The organism is Bradyrhizobium agreste (assembly GCF_016031625.1).
GTDB lineage: Bacteria > Pseudomonadota > Alphaproteobacteria > Rhizobiales > Xanthobacteraceae > Bradyrhizobium > Bradyrhizobium agreste.
This window is the reverse complement of record NZ_JACCHP010000002.1, coordinates 217,325-236,067: the sequence shown is the minus strand read 5'-3', so window position 1 is coordinate 236,067 and position 18,743 is coordinate 217,325. Positions and strand designations below refer to the sequence as shown.

Genomic DNA, 18,743 nt, shown 5'->3' with positions numbered 1-18,743 from the left:
GGTCCTGCGGACCGCCCCGGAATGACGAACGGCCCTTACGCCGCCTTGGCCTTCGCGTCCTGGATCGCGCGCCACACCCGCTCCGGGGTTAGCGGCATGTCGATGTGCTTGATGCCGTAGTCCGAGAGCGCGTCGAGGACCGCGTTCACCACCGTGGACAAGCTGCCGGCGCAGCCGGCTTCGCCGCAACCCTTGCTGCCGAGCGGATTGGTCGTGGCGGGCACCGGGTGATCGCCGATCGTCATGTTGGGGACGTCCTCGGCACGCGGCAGGGCGTAGTCCATCAGCGAGCCCGTGATCGGCTGGCCGCTCTCGTCGTAGCGGATGTGCTCCATCAGCGCCTGGCCGATGCCCTGGACCACGCCGCCATGGAGCTGGCCCGCGACCAGCATCGGGTTGATCACCGTGCCGAAATCGTTGACTGCGCTGTAGCGCACGATCTGCACCACACCGGTGTCCGGATCGATCTCGACCTCGGCGACATGGCAGCCATTCGGGAACGCCGAGGCGACCGGTTCGCTGGTATGATCGACGTCCAGGCTGTCAGGCACGCCATCCGGCACCTTGCCGTCGTGCAGCCGCTTGGCGAGCTCCATGATGTCGATGCTGCGATCGGTGCCGGCGATCGTAAACCGGCCATCGGCGAATTCGATGTCGGCCTCGGACGCTTCCAGCATGTGCGCGGCGGCGCGCTTGCCCTTCTCGATGACGAGCTTTGCGGCGCCCACGATGGCCTGGCCGGTCGCAGTGATCGAGCGCGAGCCGCCGGTGCCGTTGCCGGTGTGGACGATGTCGCTATCGCCCTGCACGAGCTTCACGCTCTCGAAGGGGACGCCGAGCTGCTCGCACAGCACCTGCGCGAACGGCGTGGCATGGCCCTGGCCGTAATCGAGCGTGCCGGTGATCAGCTGCACCGTCCCGTCGGGGTCGAACACGATCTTGCCGAGCTCGACGCCGGGCGGTGCGGTGACCTCGAGATAGGAGCCGACCGCGATGCCGCGCAGCTTGCCGGCCTTCCGGCTCTCCTTCTTGCGCTTCGCGAAATTCTCGTAGTCGGAGATTTCGAGCGCCTTGTTGAACACGGCCGGGAAGTCGCCGCTGTCATAGGTGACGCCGGAGGATGCCGCGAACGGAATCTGGTTCGGCTTGATGAAGTTGCGCTTGCGCAAGGTCAGGCGGTTGATGCCCATCTCGTCGGCGGCGCGGTCGATCAGCCGCTCCATGTAATAGTTCGCCTCCGGCCGGCCGGCACCGCGATAAGCACCCATCAGCGTGGTGTTGGTGAGCACCGTCTTGATGTCGACTGCCATCAGCGGCGTCCGGTAGACGCTGGAAAAATTCTTGCCGGTGTTCAGCGAGAGCGGGCTCGGCGCAACCCCCGTGATATAAGCGCCGAGATTGCCGTAGCCGGCCAGTTTGGCGGCGAGGAAATGCCCCTCGGCATCGAGCGCGAGCTCGGCATGGATCTTCTGCGCGCGGCCGTGGCTGTCGGAGAGGAAGCTGGTGGAGCGTTCGTCCAGCCACTTCACCGGCCGACCCAGTGCCTTCGCCGCATACAGGATGCACATATATTCGGGATAGTTGATGTTCTTCATGCCGAAGGAGCCGCCGACATTGGCGGTGAGAATGCGCACCTTCTCGTTCGGCACCTTCAGGTTCTTGGCGAGGTTGGCGCGGTTGCCGGCAACGCCCTGGGTCGGCACCTGAAGCGTGTAGCGCTCGGTCTTCGTGTCGTAGGAGGCAAGCCCCACGCGCGGCTCCATCGAAACCACGGCGACGCGGGCGTTCTCGATGTCGAGCTTGGTCACGTGAGCGGCGCTGGCGAAGGCCGCGTTGACCTTGTCCGCGTCGCCGTAATGGTAGTCGAGCGCGACGTTGTTCGGAATGTGGTCATAGAGCTGCGGCGCGCCGGGCTTGGCGGCTTCCTCGGGATCGGTCACCGCCGGCAGCGGCTCGATGTCGAGCTCGACCGCCTCGGCCGCGTCGCGCGCCTGGGCCAGCGTCTCCGCCACCACGAAGGCGACGGGATCGCCGACAAAGCGGACCTTGTCGGTCGCCAGCGGCTGGCGGTTGGTCTGCAGCAGGGGCGAGCCGTCGCGGCTCTTCAGCGGCAGGCCGCAGGTGAAGGGGCCGTAGCCGGCGGCATCGAGATCCTTCCCGGTCCACGCCCCCAGCACGCCCGGCATCGCCTTGGCGGCATCGAGGCCGATGCCGCGGATGATGCCGTGGGCGTGGGTGGAACGGACGATGACGGCATAGGCCTGGTTCGGCAGGTTGAAATCGTCGGTGTAGCGGCCCTTGCCGCGCACCAGGGTGTCGTCCTCCTTGCGGCGGACCGGTTGCCCGACGCCATATTTTTGCAGTGCAATAGCGTTCTCGAGCGTGGACGATTTGGTGTGTTCTTGCATGGAATTGACCTGAAAAGCCGGCATTTGCGCATTTTCGCGGCAGCGGAGCACCGGACGCCCTTGAGATAGCCCACCACCCCCGTTCACGACAACGCACGATTGGACATGGTCCCATGTGATGCGATGTTGCGCAGGCCTGCCGCGCTGCTAATGTTTCAGGCGAAAAATCAATTCCAGACCGGCCCGACCGGCCGCGGAAAGACAGTTTGTATGAATGACCACACGCGGCTCCGCGACGGCCATGTGAGCCAGCATGGGCCGCACGGTGAGCTGGAGGGGTCGATGGCGGCGGTGGCGTTGGCCACCGATCCGGCCGTCGGCGCGCAGGCGCCGGGAACCGGCGTCTATGCGGCGCTGGACCTCGGCACCAACAATTGCAGGCTGCTGATCGCCTGTCCGACCCAGGACGGCTTTCGCGTCGTCGATTCCTTCTCGCGCATCATCCGGCTCGGGGAGGGCGTCTCGGCGACAGGTTGCATCAGCGATGCCGCGATCGAGCGCGCCATCGCCGCGCTCAGCATCTGCCGCGACAAGATCAATTTGCGAAAGGCGAGGCGGCTGCGGCTGATCGCGACCGAAGCCTGCCGTGCGGCTTCGAACGCGGAAGGTTTCTGCAGCCGCGTTGCGGCCGAAACCGGCATCGAGCTCGAGGTGATCGACCGCGAGACCGAGGCCACGCTCGCCGTGCTGGGCTGCTCGCCGCTGGTCGACCCCAGGGGACGGGGCGCAATCCTGTTCGACATCGGCGGCGGCTCCACCGAGCTGGTGCGGATCGAGCGCGACGCCACCAATCCTGAGCCGCGCATAAAAGCCTGGATGTCGATCCCGTATGGTGTGGTCACCCTCGCCGAGCAGTTCGGCGGCCGCGACGTCACGCCGGAGATCTATGCGGCGATGGAGCAGGAGGTCGCAAACCACGTCGCGCCGTTCGCGGAAGAGCACGGCCGCGATCTCGTCGACATGCATCTGCTCGGCACGTCGGGCACAGTGACGACGCTGGCCGGCATTCATCTCAATCTGGCGCGCTACGACCGCCGCCGCATCGACAGCATCTGGATGAACGACTCAGATATCACCGCGACCATCAACAAGCTGCTCGGCATGAGCTACGAGGAGCGCGCGAACAACAGCTGTATCAGCGTCGAGCGCGCCGATCTCGTGCTGGCCGGCTGCGCCATTCTCGATGCCATCCGCCGCGCCTTTCCGCTGCCGCGCCTGCGGGTCGCCGACCGCGGCTTGCGCGAGGGCATGCTGGTCGAGATGATGCGCGAGGACGGCGCGCTCAGGAGCTGGTGAGTATGGCCAAGGACACCACCGGCCGCTTGCACGTTCAGGTCAAGACCGGCGGCAAGCGCAAATTGTCGTCGAAGCTGTGGCTGGAGCGGCAGCTCAACGATCCCTACGTCGCCAAGGCCAAGGCGGCGGGCTATCGCTCGCGCGCTGCGTTCAAGCTGTTGGAGATGGATGACAAGTTCCGGCTCCTGAAGCCCGGCATGGCCGTGGTCGATCTCGGCGCGGCGCCCGGCGGCTGGAGCCAGATCGCAGCAAAGCGCGTCGGCTCGACCGAAGGCAAGGGCAAGGTCGTCGCCATCGATCTGTTGGAGATGCCGGAGATTCCCGGCGTCGATTTCGCGCAGCTCGACTTCATGGACAACGACGCGCCCGAGAAGCTGACCGCGATGCTCGGCGGCAAGGCCGACGTCGTGATGTCCGACATGGCCGCCAACACCACCGGCCACCGCAAGACCGACCAGCTCCGCATCGTCGGCCTGGTCGAGACCGCGGCGGCCTTTGCCTGCGACGTGCTCAAGCCCGGCGGCACGTTCCTGGCCAAAACGTTCCAGAGCGGCGCCGACGCCGATCTGCTGGCCCAGCTCAAGCGCGACTTCGCTACCGTGCGTCACGTCAAGCCCGCCGCGAGCCGGCAGGATTCCTCGGAGCGTTACGTGCTGGCGACGGGATTTCGCGGCGGAGCGAAGGTCTAGCCGCAGACTCCGTCATTGCGAGGAGCTCTTGCGACGAAGCAATCCAGACTGTCTCCGCGGATGCAGCCTGGATTGCTTCGCTTCGCTCGCAATGACGAGAAGAGAGGTCTTGGCGACGCCGGATTGCGGAAGCCGAAGGTGCGGATGATGCGCGCCGCCAGCATCTTCATGCCCCGCGCGCCGTGCAGGCCGCAAAAAAGAGCCCCGCCAGAGGCGGGGCTTGGGGGGCATCTTACCGGCTGGGTTGATTCTGAGCCGGCTGACCCGACGTCGAAGGCGGCGGGGCATTATTCTGGTTGGTTTGCCCAGACGGCATGTTGCTGGGCTGGTTGGTGGACTGACTGTTGCTTTGGGCCGGCGCCTGTCCGGTGGTCTGACCAGCAGGCGGTTGTGTGCCTGCCTGGCCCGACGTCGGCGGTTGGTTCTGCTGGGCCTGGCCTGTTGTGGACGGCTGGTTCTGCTGAGCCTGTCCGGTTGTCGGCGGCTGGTTCTGGCCAGCCTGGCCGGTGGTCTGGTTCTGCTGCGCCGGCGCATTGGTCTGACCGGTGCTTTGCCCGGTCGTGTTCTGCTGCGTCGACTGGCCAGTCGTCCCCTGACCAACGCTCGTCGATTGGCCCTGCGTGGCGCGGATCTGGTTGGAGACGCCTAGTGCAGCGACCGTCCGGGTATCGATCGAGCCGGTGGTCTGGAAACCTTCCTGTCTCTGGAAGGTGATCAGCGCTTCGCGCGTAGCGGGCCCGAGGATGCCGTCTGCACGGCCAGACATCAGGCCACGTTCAATCAGCACCCGTTGAACAATGCGGATCTCGTCGGGGCTGAGATTCAGCGCCGCGACGCTGGCAGCGCCGCCGCGCCGGGCAAAGTGTGTCCGCGGGCCGACGGGAATAGTGTCGACGATCCTGCGGCTTCGGTCGAGGACGACGATCTCGTCATCCACGATGAAGAAGCTATCGTCGCGGAAGTCCGGAAAAATGTCGATCAGCACCGGGAATGCCGAGACGGCCACCACGGAGATGCTCGGCGGCACCACCACGCCGACATTGACGGCGAAGTTGATCGAGTTGAAGTTGACCCGCACGCGGTCCACGTTGCTTGAGCTCAACACCGACTGCTGCAACGTTGTCTGCTGCTGTGCGCTCACCTGCACGCGGCCGGACATGCTCTGGGTAGTCGTCCCACCCTGGGCTTGCGCCTGGGTGTTGACTTGTCCCTGAGTATTGGCGCCGGTCGTCGTGCCCTGGCTCTGCTGGGCACTCGGAGCTTGCGCGTTGGTGTTCGCGCCAGTCGTCGTGCTCTGACCCGGGGCGTTCTGGCCTTGGGCGTTGCCCTTGGTGTTCGCGCCAGTCGTTGTCGTGCTCTGACCCTGCGCGTTCTTGCCTCGGACATTGTCCTTGGTGTTAGCGCCTGTGGTCGTGCTCTTACCCTGTTCTACGCCTTGCGACTGACGCGTAGCGTCGCGGTCGCTCCGGCTCTGACCGATGGTTTGGTCCTTCATTCCGCTCTTGTCGCGCTCGGACCTGGACTGACGTGCTTGGTCGGGTTCGCCTCGGCTCTGCCCGACGGACTGACGTTCGCCCCTGTCGGCCTTGCCAGTATCACGCATTCCTTCACTGCGCTCAGAACGCGATGGTGCCGCAGCGGGCCCCTCGGCCCGACCACCTGCGCGGCCCTGGGTCATTCCTTCGCCGTGAGAGGCACCACCTGCACCTTGCGACATTCCGCCGCCCGAGCGGCCGGATTCCGCCGCGCCAGCGCCCGCGCCTCCGCTCATCCCGCTACCGGCGCCTTCACGCATGCCTTGAGCCGATGCCAGGCCGACGCCGGCGAGCAGCACTGCTGTGGTCAATAGGAATCTGTTCTTTCTCGTGTTCACCTGAACCTCCTCCATTTGCTTTGCAGCATGGTTGACGGGGAACCTTCGAAGCTCGGGCTCGAGACAAACGAACCCTCATTCGAGTTTTCCGATGTCTGTGAACGGTGCGCCGATGCCATCGTTCCTATCAGGGAGAGTGTCGCGCGGTTCCGTCTCGGTGCTACCGCGCGCAGGGACTCTCTCGATCGAAGCGAAATGACATCGACCAAAAAACCATTTTGCAGGCTCAGCGCCTCGCGCCAGCCCTTTTCTTGCGGCGTCGCTTCACCAGTAAGGGTGCCAGCGATGGTAATAGAAGTGCCGCCGTGGGAACGGTCCGCCGTAATAGGCGAAGGCCGGGCGCACGACACGGCGATAGCGGTAGCCGTAGTAAGCCGGGGCGTAACTGGTGGTGTAGTAAGTCCTGGTGTAGCCGCCCCACGGATAGTAACCGCCGTAGTACGCCGGTGCATAGTAGTCGTCATAATAGCCCGGATACCCGTAGTAGCCGTAGCCCGGACCGTAGGCGTAAGCGGATGAGGCGAGGCCGCCGATCAGGGCACCTGCGATCAATCCGCCTGCCAGCGCCGGCCCAAAACCGCCGTGCCAGCGGGCCTCCGCCGGCGTCGGTGCCGCCACCGCGCTCACGCCGAGCGCGCCGACGGTCGCCAGGACAAGTGCGGTCTTTTTCATGCACGTCCCTCCTTCGTTGGTGTTTCGACATCGTGCCAACATTGCCCAAGAGCAAAAGTTGCAAGCGCGCGCCGGCGAGGAGCAGGAGTCACGAACATAAACGGGCGTTCATCTCGGTGAACGCTCGGTGAACGCGCGCCATCGGATCGGGCGCCTCTGACTGATCGCGTTGGCTGGAGAGATCCACGTGCCCGCTGTTCGTTGGGCATTGGTTCGACCTCGCGCCGCGCGGGAGCAGAAGTGGCTCGGCGACCTCCCCAGGGACTACGCCTTTCGCGCGGTCCACGAGGGTCAAACGGGTCGAAGCGAATTCGGAAAGATGTAAATGATCGGCTACTTGTACATGGGGCTGTTTTGGACTTTTGTCCGGGGGAGAGCCGGAATCTTGCTTTCCGCTACCCCAGCCGCTGGTCCCGCACGTCCTGCGTATCCTCGGAGGCCGCCTTGACCGCGGCCTTCTCCGCACCCTTGCCGGCGCCCTTGCGGCTCGCGATCTCCGCGGCCTTGCGCCCCGAGATCTCGTGGCCGGCGTCCGCAGGCATTTGCCAGAAGAACCAGCTCGACGCCGCCGAGGTCAGCGCGACCACGACGAAGGCCGGCGCGAACACGGCGGCGTTGAGCTCGCTGACATGGCTGAACCACATCGTCGTCTCGACGCAAGCCGCGCCGACGGCGACGCCGGCCGAGATCGCGAGCTGCTGGTTGACGCTGACGAGGGTGGTGGCGCGGCTCATCTGCGCGGTCTCGACGTCGGCATAAGCGACGGTGTTGATCGCGGTGAACTCCAGCGAGCGGAAGAAGCCGCCGACCACCAGGATCACCATGATGATGAGCAGCGGCGTCGTCACCGTGAACAGCGCGCAGACGCCGAGGAAGAACGCGCTGACGATCGCGTTCACCGTCATCAGGTTGCGGAAGCCGAACGTGCGGATGATCCGCGCCGCCAGCGTCTTCATGCCCATCGCCCCGAGCGAGGAGGCGAAAGTGACCAGGCCGGATTGAAACGGCGACAGGCCGAAGCCGATCTGCATCAGGAGCGGCAGCAGGAATGGCAGTGCGCCGATGCCGAGCCGGAACAGGAAGCCACCGAACACGGCTGCACGCAGCGTCGGCAGCTTCAGGAGCGAGAAGTCCAGGACCGGCGAACCCGTGCGGCGGGCGTGCAAGACATACAGCGTCATCGAGATCGCACCGCCCACGACCAGGGCCGCGACCGTGCTCCACGGCAGGAGATTCAGCCCGGCAACCGAGAGACCGAAGGCGATGCCCGCGAGCCCGATGCCGGCGAGCACCATGCCGTAGAGATCGAACGGCTCCTGCGCCTCGCTCTTGATGGGATCGATGAAGCGCAGCGCCATGAAGATGCCGAGCAGTCCGATCGGGATGTTGATCAGGAAGATCCAGTGCCAGGACGCATACGTCGTGATGAAGCCGCCGAGCGGCGGGCCGATCACCGGGCCGATCAGGGCAGGGACGGTGACCCAGGCCATCGCGTTGACCAGCGCGCTCTTGTCGACCGAGCGCAGCAGCACGAGGCGTCCGACCGGCGTCATCATGGCGCCGCCCATGCCTTGCAGGATGCGCGCGAACACGAAATCGGTGACCGAGGTCGAGAGCGCGCAGCCGACCGAGCCGACCATGAACACGCCGACGGCGATCGCGAACACCATCCGCGCGCCGAACCGGTCGGCGGTCCAGCCGCTCGCCGGAATGAAAACCGCGAGCGACAGCAGATAGGACGTGATCGCGAGCTTCAGCGTCAGCGGGCTGGTGCCGATGTCGGCCGCGATCGCCGGCAGCGAAGTGGCGATCACGGTCGAATCCATGTTCTCCATGAACAGTGCCGTGGCGACGATCAGCGGAATGACGCGTTGCTTGTCGACCATGAGGGGCAATGAAATCGGAAGGAGGAGTGGAGTTGCGGCTTATCATCGCTGCCGGGCGGGGACCATGCGGATCGACGCATGGCACCTAAATCCCGCGTAACAACGGTGTGACCCACAGCCTCCGTCATTCCGGGGCGCGCCCACTTGGCGCGAGCCCGGAATCTATTGGGCCGCAGCGTTGGTGCGAGATGGATTCCGGGTTCGCGACTTCGTCGCGCCCCGGAATGACGGTCAGGGTTGGGCTGGCGCATGGGGCTGTGCCCGCCGATTTCGGCCCCAAAAAACTCCTGTGCATGGCTGGCCAGCGGCCCGAATTGCTTTGATTCGTCACGCGGCCGTGCTATCGACCCGCGTCAACCCCACCGATGGGCTCCGATTCTTTAGGCGATGCCGCAAGGTACGCCGAGGGCGGCGCTCATCCATAGCTATTTGCGGCAAGGCCGCAGGAAGGAGTTGGCAGATGGCCACGGTGCAACTTCAGGGCATCCGCGAAGCCTTTACGTTCGATGACGTGCTGTTGAAGCCGGGCCTGTCGGACGTCATGCCGGGCGAGGTCGATATCCGCTCCCGCGTCACCCGCGCCATTCCGCTCAACATCCCGATCATGGCCTCGGCCATGGACACCGTCACCGAGGCGCGCATGGCGATCGCCATGGCGCAGGCCGGCGGGCTCGGCGTCATCCACCGCAACTTCGATCCCGAAGGGCAGGCCGCCCAGGTGCGGCAGGTCAAGCGCTATGAATCGGGTATGGTGGTGAACCCGCTCACCATCAGCCCCGACGCCACGCTCGACGATGCGCTGAAGCTGATGAGCGATCATGGCATCTCCGGCATTCCCGTCGTCACCGGCGCCGGCAAGAACACGCCCGGCAAGCTGGTCGGCATCCTCACCAACCGCGACGTCCGTTTCGCCACCGATCGCCGGCAAAAAGTCTCCGAGCTGATGACGCATGAAGGGCTCGTCACGGTGCGTGAGAATGTCAGTCAGGACGAGGCGCGGCGGATGCTGCACCAGCACCGCATCGAGAAGCTGCTCGTGGTCGACGATCAATATCGCTGCGTCGGCCTCATCACCGTGAAGGACATGGAGAAGGCAGTCGCCCATCCGCTCGCCTGCAAGGATGCGCACGGCCGCCTGCGCGTTGCTGCCGCCACCACCGTCGGCGACACCGGCTTCGAGCGCTCCGAGCGGCTGATCGATGCCGGCGTCGACCTCGTCGTCGTCGACACCGCGCACGGTCATTCCCGTCACGTGCTGCACGCGGTGAACCGCATCAAGCGCCTGTCGAACTCGGTGCAGGTCGTCGCCGGCAACGTCGCCACCACGGAAGGCGCGCAGGCGCTGATCGATGCTGGAGCGGATTGCATCAAGGTCGGCATCGGTCCGGGTTCGATCTGCACCACGCGCATCGTCGCCGGCGTCGGCGTGCCCCAGCTCACCGCGATCATGGACGCGGTGGAAGCTGCGAAGAAGGCCGACATCCCCGTCATTGCCGACGGCGGCATCAAATATTCCGGCGATCTTGCGAAAGCGCTCGCGGCCGGCGCCGATATCGCCATGGTCGGCTCGCTGCTCGCCGGCACCGACGAGACGCCCGGCGAAGTGTTCCTGTGGCAGGGCCGTTCCTACAAGGCCTATCGCGGCATGGGCTCGGTCGGCGCGATGGCGCGCGGCTCGGCCGACCGCTACTTCCAGCAGGACATCAAGGACACGCTCAAGCTCGTGCCCGAAGGCATCGAGGGCCAGGTGCCCTACAAGGGCCCGGTCGGCAACGTCATGCACCAGCTCGCCGGCGGCTTGCGCGCCGCGATGGGCTATGTCGGCGCGCGCGACATGAAGGAGCTGCACGACAAGGCCCAGTTCGTCCGCATCACCGGCGCGGGCCTGCGCGAAAGCCACGTCCACGACGTCACGATCACGCGCGAGAGCCCGAATTATCCGGGCGGGGGTTAGTCGCTTCGCTCTCTCCATCGTCATGGCCGGGCTTGACCCGGCCATCCACGCCTTGGGGTCTTGCTCCGCGGCTTCGTGGATGCCCGGGTCAAGCCCGGGCATGACGACGGAGAATGAGGCGCCAGCCTTCTCCGTATCGTCATTGCAAGCGCGACTGCCCACTCCCATCCTTTTGGTGTTGACGCGGCTGGATTGCTTCGCTTCGCTCGCAATGACAGAAAAGTGGAGGAAGCCATGGCCCAGGCCAAACGCATCGTTCTCGCCGCGCGTCCCGTCGGCGAACCCAAGCTATCTGATTTCCGTTTGGAGGAATTCGCCGTGCCGACACCAGGGCAGGGCGAAGTCCTGCTGCGCACGATCTGGCTGTCGCTCGATCCCTATATGCGCGGACGCATGAGCGAGGGGCCGTCGTATGCCGCCCCGGTGCCGGTCGGCGGCGTGATGGAGGGCGAGGCGGTCAGCGAGGTCGCGGCCTCCAACAATCCCGACTTTGCGGTCGGTGACATCGTGCGCATCCGCTCGGGCTGGCAGACGCACGCGATCTCGAATGGCAAGGGCCTGATCAAGGTCGATCCCAAGCTCGGGCCGATCTCGACCTCGATTGGTGTGCTCGGCATGCCCGGCATGACCGCCTATACGGGCCTGCTCGACATCGGCAAGCCGCAACCGGGCGAGACCGTCGTCGTTGCCGGGGCTTCCGGTGCGGTCGGCTCGGCCGTGGGGCAGATCGCCAAGATCAAGGGCGCCCGTGCGGTCGGCATCGCCGGCGGCAAGGACAAGTGCGACTACGTGGTGAAGGAGCTCGGGTTCGATGCCTGCGTCGATCATCGCGACCCCGATCTCGCCGCCAAGCTGAAGGACGCCTGCCCTGATGGCATCGACGTCTATTTCGAGAATGTGGGCGGTGCGGTGTTCGAGGCGGTGTTCCCGCTGCTCAACCCGTTTGCGCGCGTGCCGGTCTGCGGTCTGATCGCCCATTACAATGACACCGAGGCCAAGCCGCCGAAATGGGCCGCCAGCCTGATGCGCGCGACGCTGACCAAGCGGCTGACCTTCCGCGGCTTCATCGTGTCCGACTTCGCCAACCGCCATGGCGACTTCCTGCGCGACATGTCCGGCTGGGTTCGCGACGGCAAGGTCAAGTACAAGGAGTTCGTCACCGAGGGCCTGGAAAGCGCCCCCGGCGCCTTCATAGGGCTGCTGAAGGGGGCCAATTTCGGCAAGCAACTGGTCCGGGTCGGGCCGGACAAGGCCTAGCGCGACAGGGAATGGGACTCACGTGGCCCCACGGCCACACGTCGCGTGGGAATGGTTAAGAAAGAGTCACCAAATGGTCACACCTGCCCGCAAAAGCCGCAGGTGTGACCGCCTGTTCATTGACGGCCGGACGAAGGCATTGAATCATCGCGCATATTTTAGGTGCTGCGATGTTAGAGCTTGGTATTTTCTGCGTAATCCTGCTGGCCGCCGGCTATTGGGCGACCATGTTCATCATGGGCCGTCGCGATGACGTCATCCATGGCAAGTTCGTTCACACCGAGGACGAGGGCGAATTCACGCCGGCCGCAATGCCCGCGCCACCGCCATTCCCGAAGCGCCCAGTCAACGCCGCGCAAACTGCCGGTCAAACGCCTGTCCCCGCTTCAAAGCCGGTGAACAGCCAAGCATTGCAATCGCTGCTGGCCGCGATCCAGCAGGATCTCAAGAGCGTGGCTTAAGTCTTCCGCAAGGCCGCAACTCGAGCAGAACGCACGTGAGCGGCTGACGTTGAGCCGCGCATGTGCGCCATGGCCTATGACAGCGCGCTAGAGCATGATCCGGAAAAGTGCGTAGCGGTTTTCCGAAAAGATCATGCTCAAACAATAACCTAAAGCGCGATGACGATTCATCCTAATCGCATCGCGCTTTAGGCTGCGTGCCGCATGCGTTCGATACTCTGAGTAATATGGTTTCCTGCGTCGTCAGCCACCTTCAAAGACATGTCCGCCATCCGGCGGCTGGTATCGAGGGCGCTTCTGATCGAATCGCGCATCAGATCGGTCTGCACAGCCGCCAAATCCTGCGGAGTTCGGCAGCGCCAGAGTTCATTCATACGGTCCATGGTCCTCTCGATCTGCTGTCGAACGAAATCGAAGTACTCGCGTGAGACGCCGTTCATTCCTTTGGCGACCGCCGTTGTAGAGTACATGATTGCTTCTGCGTTGCGCACCGAGCGTTCCGTTGCCTGCTGCGCTTCGTTGCCCGTCAAACCGAACGTGCGACCAAGCTGATCCGTGGAGCGGCCCATCATCGCAGTGGCCATCTCGACGCCGAAGCGCCAACTGTTTTGCAACATCTCGGCATTTTGTTGCAGGAGATGACTGCTGGCTTGGGCCACCTCCTCGCTGACCTCAGCAGTAGCGAGGCCGATCCGTCTGGTCTGCTCAGCAGTCCTTTCGGCGGCGCGGCGCATTGTGTCCTCAGGGCCTTGTGTAGACTTTTCCTCCGGGCGTGGATTGGCCATTTGTTGCCTCCGTCGTTGTTGTTGGTGAGGTCGGATCCTCTCCGTCACAGGTGCGATCCTAAGCGGCCAACGTGGGCATTTCTCGACCGTTCCGGGGCACGTGATTTTTAATCAATCCTCCGCGATCGCGCGCAGGAACGAGCGCTTCAACTTCCAATTACTCGATGGATTGGTTCATTTGCTTGGCACCGCGGGTCTCATGTTCTTACCTTCGATCGTTAAGGCTCACTAATGACGACCGCTGAAACCGTGTTGCTCATTGCTGCCTTGTTATTGGCACTTCTCGTCGTCGGTAACATCGGCTTTTCCAAACTGGCCGAGTGGAGGAATCCACCAATCGGCAAGTTCCTCGAGTGCGACGGCGTAGTACTCCACTATGTCGATCGGGGTGATCCGGCCGATCCTTGCGTCGTGCTGCTCCACGGCAACGGATCCATGATCCAGGACTTCACGATCAGCGGCCTGGTCGATCTTCTTGCGCGCAGCAATCGCGTGGTGTGCTTCGACCGCCCAGGCTTTGGCTACAGTCAGCGGCCGCGGTTCCGAATATGGACCGCAGCAGCTCAAGCCGCTCTGTTGGCGAAAGCGCTCAATCAACTCGGAATCCGGAATCCCGTTGTGCTGGGCCATTCTTGGGGCGCTTTCGTCGCTATCGCTCTCGCCTTGCGAAAGGATTATCCGACCCAGGGTCTTGTGCTTGCGTCCGGGTACTATTTCCCGACGATCCGATTTGACGTGTGGTTGATGTCAGGTCCAGCCATACCGGTCCTGGGCGACTTGATAAGTTACACTGTCGCCCCCATCATTTCGTGGGCCGTCCTGCCAGGAGCTCTCCGTAAGATCTTCGCGCCCAGTTCTGTCCCGCAGACCTTCAAGAATGAATTTCCAGCGTCTCTGGTGCTCAGGCCCACACAGTTGAGGGCGGCTGCGGAGGAAAGTGCACTCCTCATTCCAACTGCAACACAATTCCAAGCTTATTATTCAAACATCGGCGACCAAGTGCACATATTCCATGGAACAGAGGACCAGGTGATCGAAGTCAAGCAGGCGCGAGATTTACATCAAGCACTGCCTCGGTCCGATCTGCACCTTGTTCCAAATGCCGGGCATATGGTTACGTACGCTGACCCCACCGCCATCGTGGAGGCCGTCAGTTCAATGGCAAATCCCTAAGGCTCGCAGCTTGTCCATCGGCTTGAACGCGCCGGAAGAAGAGCGCTCACACTGAAAAGCGCTCTTCTTCAATTCGCCGGCGACGGCCGTCACTGCACCTTGCGGCGTGCAGGCGCAGCGACCGGCCGCAATTCCATTCTCGATATGCCTGCTGCGACGTTCACACCTGTCTGCGCCTGGACGGACACCGGCTGCAAGGCGATCGTGCGATCCGAGCCGCCCACCAGGAGGTTGGCACCGACTCCGGCCCCGACAGTGCCGCCGGCGGTCGCGCCCGTATAGGTCCCGGCCAAGGCTGCCTGGCGAAGCGTGGTTGGCGCAAACACGGTCCAAACGAGCTGACCGCCGGACGTGGCGCCTATGTCGAGACCAAGCGTGCTGACTGTGCCTTCGTAAGCCTCGCGCGCCCTGCCTCGCGCCGATGCATAGATGCAGCTCAACTGCCGTTGTCCCGCAACGATCATGCCGACTCCGGGCGATATGTTGCACGTGAGTGTGCCGACTCTCGAGCGTCCAGCCTCCTGCGCCGTTGCCGGAACCATCGCGAGGACGAGCGCCAAGGCCGCGCAAGCCGTTGCCAAATTGGTCAGCCTGGTTTCGATCAGCGTTTTCCTAATCATGGGGGGCCTCCATCGACGTATTCTGATCGTCCTTAATGCGCGCTGAGCTAGCGATGTTCCCGTTGGTCGGAAGGCGACGCTCCAGAAGCACAAGACAAGCCTCGCTCTACGGGCTCGGGATTTAGAGCACGCGTGTCCGGTCTGCGGCGGTGTTGAGCGACAGGCGGACATTAAGTGCGCCTACTGCACGCAGCCGAATTTAGAAGTGCTCGGCGCGCATCTGAGCGAGCAGTTCCTCAATATCGACGTCGCGCTGGCCCGCGGCCCTGACGTGACGGACCTCGAGGCTGTCGGGCTGGAAGCGGTATTCGACGAGGCCGACTTCCTTGATCGCGATCCGGTCCTGCCGCTGATCGTTGATGACGAAGCCGGCAGACGGCGCCCAGACGTGGCGGGTGTGGCGGAAGGTGAAGTCGCGGCGCTGGTGCACGTGGCCGCTGGCGATGAGACGCAGGTCGACCTGGCCGAACATCTCGATCAGCCGCGCCCGCGCCGGTTGCGGCACGTAGCGGATCGACGTCTCCGGCGTCTCGGCGTCGTCGGGCAGGTCGAGAAACAGCGGCTTGTGCAGGAACAGCGCGACCGGCCTGCCGTTCGTGCGCGCGATCTCGCAAGACAGCCAGTCGAACTGCTCGGCCTCGAACGCGAGGCCCGAATTCATCACCAGCGTGTTGAGGCCGATGAAGCGCCAGCCCGCGGCCTCGAACGACCAGTGGTCTTCGCCAATGATCTCGCAGAACTGCCGGCGGTGCGTCTCGCTGACCGGCGGCTTCGGCGCCGGCCCGATCGCGGTCGGATTGTCGCCGATGTCGTGATTTCCGGGGAGATAGCGGCAGGCGACGGGCAGGGCGTCGTGCAGCCCTTTCGCAAATTCGACGTCGTCGCGGCTGGTCGGCCCGTCGAACGAGACGTCGCCGGTATTGACGACGAGATCGGGCCTGCCGGCGTCGATGTGCTCGCTGATGCGGTGGAAGTTGGCGATCAGGCCGGGAAAGCGCCGGCCGAGATGGGTATCGGAAATCTGCGTGAGACGAAATTCGGGCATGCGATCATCCTACCCGTTGCCGCGCGTCGGAACGATGACGCGGCGGGCATGGATCGCAGCGAACAAAGTTTAAAGCACGCGGTAGCGGATGGTGTAGCCGTCCTGCGGGGCGAGGCTACCTGCCACTGGCAAGGCGATGCGGTCGGCGAGGTGCCAGGGGCCGAACTGGGCGGAGCGATGCGGCTCGGCCGGCAGGCGGAGGCGGAACTCGAAGATGCCCTTGCCGGACAGGTTCACGACCAGAACGCGATCGGCCGTGCGGTGGTTGAGCGCCACGGCGCCGCGGAGCACGGCCCGGCCGTCCTGGAGGTCGCGCACGCCGTCGACCAGCGCTAATGTCTGGTTGCGGTCGGTGTGCAGCTCGATCTGGCTGTCGCTTGCCGCCGTCAGCATCTCCCGGGGCATGCGGATCTCGAACTCGACGGCGGGCTTGGACGGATTGAGGCCGAGATAGGCGAGCGCCGCGTTGCGCATGTCGTAGGCGGCAAAGGCGAACAAAGCGAGCACGGCCAAGGCGGCCAGGCCATGCCGGGCGACGTCGCGCCAGGTTCGATAACTCAGGCGGAAGTAGACCGTCATGGCCAGCGCGACCGCGAGCGCGGCCGCAATCCCTGACAGCGCCGACATCAGGATGCCGAGCTGGCCCTCGGCGGCTTCGCTGAACAAGCTGGACAAGGAATTCATGGCGCCGTCTCGCCTCGGGCCCAAAGGGGCCGAAATCGCTTTAACAATCGGTGGTTGGTCGCAGAAGCGGGAACGCCGGTTCAAGTCGCTCATTGTCAGCGCCAAAGGTCGCGGCTAATGACGTCGGCGGCATTTCGCCTTCCGGGAAAGTTCCGATGTCCGTTCAAATGGTCTTGCTGCCGGTCTTCGTGCAGGTCGCTCTCACCTTCGCGCTGCTGATCGGCATGGTCCTGGCGCGCCGCAAGGCCCTGGTCTCCGGCGAGACCAAGATCCGCGACATTGCGCTGGGCGAGCCGAACTGGCCGAAGGGCGCCACACAAATCGCCAATTGCTACCGCAACCAGTTCGAGCTGCCGGTGCTGTTCTACGTCCTGATCGCGCTGGCATTGCCGTTGCGCCGCGCCGATCTTTTCATCGTGCTGATGTCTTGGGTGTTCGTGGTGACGCGCTTTGCCCATGCCGGCGTGTTCGTCTCCTCCAACGATCTCGGCCGCCGCTCCACGATCTGGCTCGCCGGCGTGCTGGTGCTGCTCGCGATGTGGATCTACTTCGCGCTGAAGCTTTTGCTGCTGATCTAGGCGCTTGCGCACCACTTGAAAGAACGCAAATGACCCCCGCTGCCCGGCTGTCCGCAGCCATCGAACTGATCGACACCATCGAGAGGGACCGCGTGCCCGCGGCGAAGGCGCTGAAGGAGTGGGGCACCGCGCACCGCTTCGCCGGTTCCGGCGACCGCGCGGCGATCGCCGGCATCGTCTGGGATGTGCTGCGCCGCTACGCCTCCAGCGCCTGGCTGATGGATTCCGATACCGCGCGGGCCCGGCTGATCGGCATGCTCCGCCTCGAGCGCAACATGGACACGGCGACCATGGCCGCCTTGTTCGACGGCAGCCGCTTCGCGCCGGCGCCGCTGACCGAGGCCGAGCAGGCTGCGCTCAGCCAGCGGTCCCTCGAAGGCGCGCCGGCCGCCGTCGCCGGCGACTATCCGGAATGGCTCGACCCGCACCTTGCAAAGGTGTTCGGCGGGACCCGCGCCGCGGAGGCCGCCGCGATGGCGAGCCGGGCACCGCTGGACTTGCGCGTCAACACGCTAAAATCCAATCGCGACAAGGTGCTGAAGGCGCTTTCTCATCTTCATGCGAAACCGACGCCCTGGTCCGCAACCGGCCTGCGCATCGAGCTTTCGGCCGATGCGCGCAACCCCGGCATCCAGGCGGAGGAGGATTTCATCAAGGGCGCCATTGAAGTGCAGGATGAGGGATCCCAGCTTGCGGCCCAGTTCACCGCGGCAAAACCCGGCGAGCAGGTGATCGATCTCTGCGCCGGGGCCGGCGGCAAGACGCTGGCGCTCGCCGCGCTGATGCAGGGCAAGGGCCGGCTGATCGCGACCGACCGCGACAAGCGCCAGCTCGCGCCGATCCATGAGCGGCTGTCGCGCGCCGGCGTCCACAACGCCGACGTCCGCACGCCCAAGGGCGAGGCCGATCCGCTTGCCGACATCCGCGGCTCGGCCGACCTCGTCGTGATCGACGCGCCCTGCACGGGAACCGGCACCTGGCGCCGCAACCCCGATGCCAAATGGCGGATGCGCCCCGGCGCGCTGGAGATCCGCCTGCGCGACCAGGCCGAGGTGCTGGAGCGCGCGGTTCCGCTGGTCAAGCCGGGCGGCCGCATCGCCTACATCACCTGCTCGGTGCTGGCGGAGGAGAACGGCGAGCAGGTGAGGGAGTTCGTCGGCCGTCATGCCGAGTTCACGGTCGTCCCGCCCGAGCAGACCGCGAGCGTGCTCTGGGACAAGGCGGAGGCTTTTGGCGCGGCCGCGCTGCAGTCGGCGGAAGGCTGGCTGATGACGCCGCGCCGGACCGGGACGGATGGGTTTTTCGTCTCGCTGTTGAAGAAGACCGGCTGAATCGCTATCCGCAGTCATTCCGGGGCTCGCG

At 64.7% G+C, this 18,743-nt stretch carries 16 protein-coding genes; 8 read left to right on the top strand and 8 right to left on the bottom strand.

Going from position 1 to position 18,743, the window contains the following annotated elements; all coding sequences use genetic code 11:
• Nucleotides 1-35: 35 nt before the first annotated feature.
• Nucleotides 36-2,408 (bottom strand): xanthine dehydrogenase family protein molybdopterin-binding subunit, encoded by a 2,373-nt coding sequence (locus tag HZZ13_RS03840; RefSeq protein WP_197958320.1) that lies wholly within the window; start codon nucleotides 2,406-2,408, stop codon nucleotides 36-38.
• Nucleotides 2,409-2,618: 210 nt separating this feature from the next.
• Here HZZ13_RS03840 and HZZ13_RS03835 point away from each other — a divergent pair, with 210 nt between their 5' ends.
• Together HZZ13_RS03835 and HZZ13_RS03830 are read left to right on the top strand one after the other, a co-directional pair.
• Complete coding sequence (locus HZZ13_RS03835; protein WP_197958319.1) at nucleotides 2,619-3,704, top strand: Ppx/GppA phosphatase family protein; 1,086 nt, start codon at nucleotides 2,619-2,621, stop codon at nucleotides 3,702-3,704.
• Between the two features lie 2 nt (nucleotides 3,705-3,706).
• Nucleotides 3,707-4,393: an RlmE family RNA methyltransferase gene (locus tag HZZ13_RS03830; protein ID WP_197958318.1), complete on the top strand. Its 687-nt coding sequence runs from the start codon at nucleotides 3,707-3,709 to the stop codon at nucleotides 4,391-4,393.
• A 232-nt stretch (nucleotides 4,394-4,625) separates the two neighbouring features.
• Here HZZ13_RS03830 and HZZ13_RS03825 read toward each other — a convergent pair whose 3' ends face one another.
• From HZZ13_RS03825 to HZZ13_RS03815, 3 genes are all read right to left on the bottom strand, one after another.
• Complete coding sequence (locus tag HZZ13_RS03825) at nucleotides 4,626-6,266, bottom strand: peptidoglycan-binding protein (RefSeq protein ID WP_197958317.1); 1,641 nt, start codon at nucleotides 6,264-6,266, stop codon at nucleotides 4,626-4,628.
• A 264-nt stretch (nucleotides 6,267-6,530) separates the two neighbouring features.
• The gene (locus HZZ13_RS03820; protein ID WP_197958316.1) at nucleotides 6,531-6,938 is read right to left on the bottom strand and encodes a hypothetical protein; all 408 of its coding nucleotides are present in this window, start codon (nucleotides 6,936-6,938) and stop codon (nucleotides 6,531-6,533) included.
• Between the two features lie 395 nt (nucleotides 6,939-7,333).
• Nucleotides 7,334-8,824 (bottom strand): MDR family MFS transporter, encoded by a 1,491-nt coding sequence (locus tag HZZ13_RS03815; protein WP_197958315.1) that lies wholly within the window; start codon nucleotides 8,822-8,824, stop codon nucleotides 7,334-7,336.
• Between the two features lie 460 nt (nucleotides 8,825-9,284).
• On the opposite strand from HZZ13_RS03815, the gene guaB reads away from it, so the two are divergent.
• The 3 genes from guaB (at nucleotide 9,285) to HZZ13_RS03800 (ending at nucleotide 12,496) form a co-directional block, all read left to right on the top strand.
• Nucleotides 9,285-10,778 (top strand): IMP dehydrogenase, encoded by a 1,494-nt coding sequence (gene guaB, locus HZZ13_RS03810; RefSeq protein ID WP_197958314.1) that lies wholly within the window; start codon nucleotides 9,285-9,287, stop codon nucleotides 10,776-10,778.
• A gap of 234 nt (nucleotides 10,779-11,012) precedes the next feature.
• Nucleotides 11,013-12,035, top strand: coding sequence for an NADPH-dependent curcumin/dihydrocurcumin reductase (gene curA / locus HZZ13_RS03805; RefSeq protein ID WP_197958313.1), 1,023 nt, complete (start codon nucleotides 11,013-11,015; stop codon nucleotides 12,033-12,035).
• Between the two features lie 170 nt (nucleotides 12,036-12,205).
• Nucleotides 12,206-12,496 (top strand): hypothetical protein, encoded by a 291-nt coding sequence (locus HZZ13_RS03800; RefSeq protein WP_197958312.1) that lies wholly within the window; start codon nucleotides 12,206-12,208, stop codon nucleotides 12,494-12,496.
• Nucleotides 12,497-12,684: 188 nt separating this feature from the next.
• On the opposite strand, the gene HZZ13_RS03795 is transcribed toward HZZ13_RS03800, so the two are convergent.
• Nucleotides 12,685-13,281, bottom strand: a complete 597-nt coding sequence (locus HZZ13_RS03795; RefSeq protein WP_197958311.1) for a phasin family protein — start codon at nucleotides 13,279-13,281, stop codon at nucleotides 12,685-12,687.
• Between the two features lie 231 nt (nucleotides 13,282-13,512).
• On the opposite strand from HZZ13_RS03795, the gene HZZ13_RS03790 reads away from it, so the two are divergent.
• Complete coding sequence (locus HZZ13_RS03790; RefSeq protein WP_197958310.1) at nucleotides 13,513-14,454, top strand: alpha/beta fold hydrolase; 942 nt, start codon at nucleotides 13,513-13,515, stop codon at nucleotides 14,452-14,454.
• A gap of 89 nt (nucleotides 14,455-14,543) precedes the next feature.
• Here HZZ13_RS03790 and HZZ13_RS03785 read toward each other — a convergent pair whose 3' ends face one another.
• From HZZ13_RS03785 to HZZ13_RS03775, 3 genes are all read right to left on the bottom strand, one after another.
• Complete coding sequence (locus tag HZZ13_RS03785; protein WP_246504303.1) at nucleotides 14,544-14,996, bottom strand: DUF992 domain-containing protein; 453 nt, start codon at nucleotides 14,994-14,996, stop codon at nucleotides 14,544-14,546.
• A gap of 277 nt (nucleotides 14,997-15,273) precedes the next feature.
• The gene (locus HZZ13_RS03780; protein WP_197958308.1) at nucleotides 15,274-16,119 is read right to left on the bottom strand and encodes a metallophosphoesterase family protein; all 846 of its coding nucleotides are present in this window, start codon (nucleotides 16,117-16,119) and stop codon (nucleotides 15,274-15,276) included.
• Nucleotides 16,120-16,188: 69 nt separating this feature from the next.
• The gene (locus HZZ13_RS03775; protein WP_197958307.1) at nucleotides 16,189-16,803 is read right to left on the bottom strand and encodes an acriflavin resistance protein; all 615 of its coding nucleotides are present in this window, start codon (nucleotides 16,801-16,803) and stop codon (nucleotides 16,189-16,191) included.
• Nucleotides 16,804-16,958: 155 nt separating this feature from the next.
• Here HZZ13_RS03775 and HZZ13_RS03770 point away from each other — a divergent pair, with 155 nt between their 5' ends.
• Together HZZ13_RS03770 and HZZ13_RS03765 are read left to right on the top strand one after the other, a co-directional pair.
• On the top strand, nucleotides 16,959-17,381 hold the full coding sequence (locus HZZ13_RS03770) for an MAPEG family protein (RefSeq protein ID WP_197958306.1): 423 nt from the start codon (nucleotides 16,959-16,961) through the stop codon (nucleotides 17,379-17,381).
• A gap of 29 nt (nucleotides 17,382-17,410) precedes the next feature.
• Nucleotides 17,411-18,712, top strand: coding sequence for an RsmB/NOP family class I SAM-dependent RNA methyltransferase (locus HZZ13_RS03765; RefSeq protein ID WP_197958305.1), 1,302 nt, complete (start codon nucleotides 17,411-17,413; stop codon nucleotides 18,710-18,712).
• Nucleotides 18,713-18,743 lie beyond the last annotated feature (31 nt).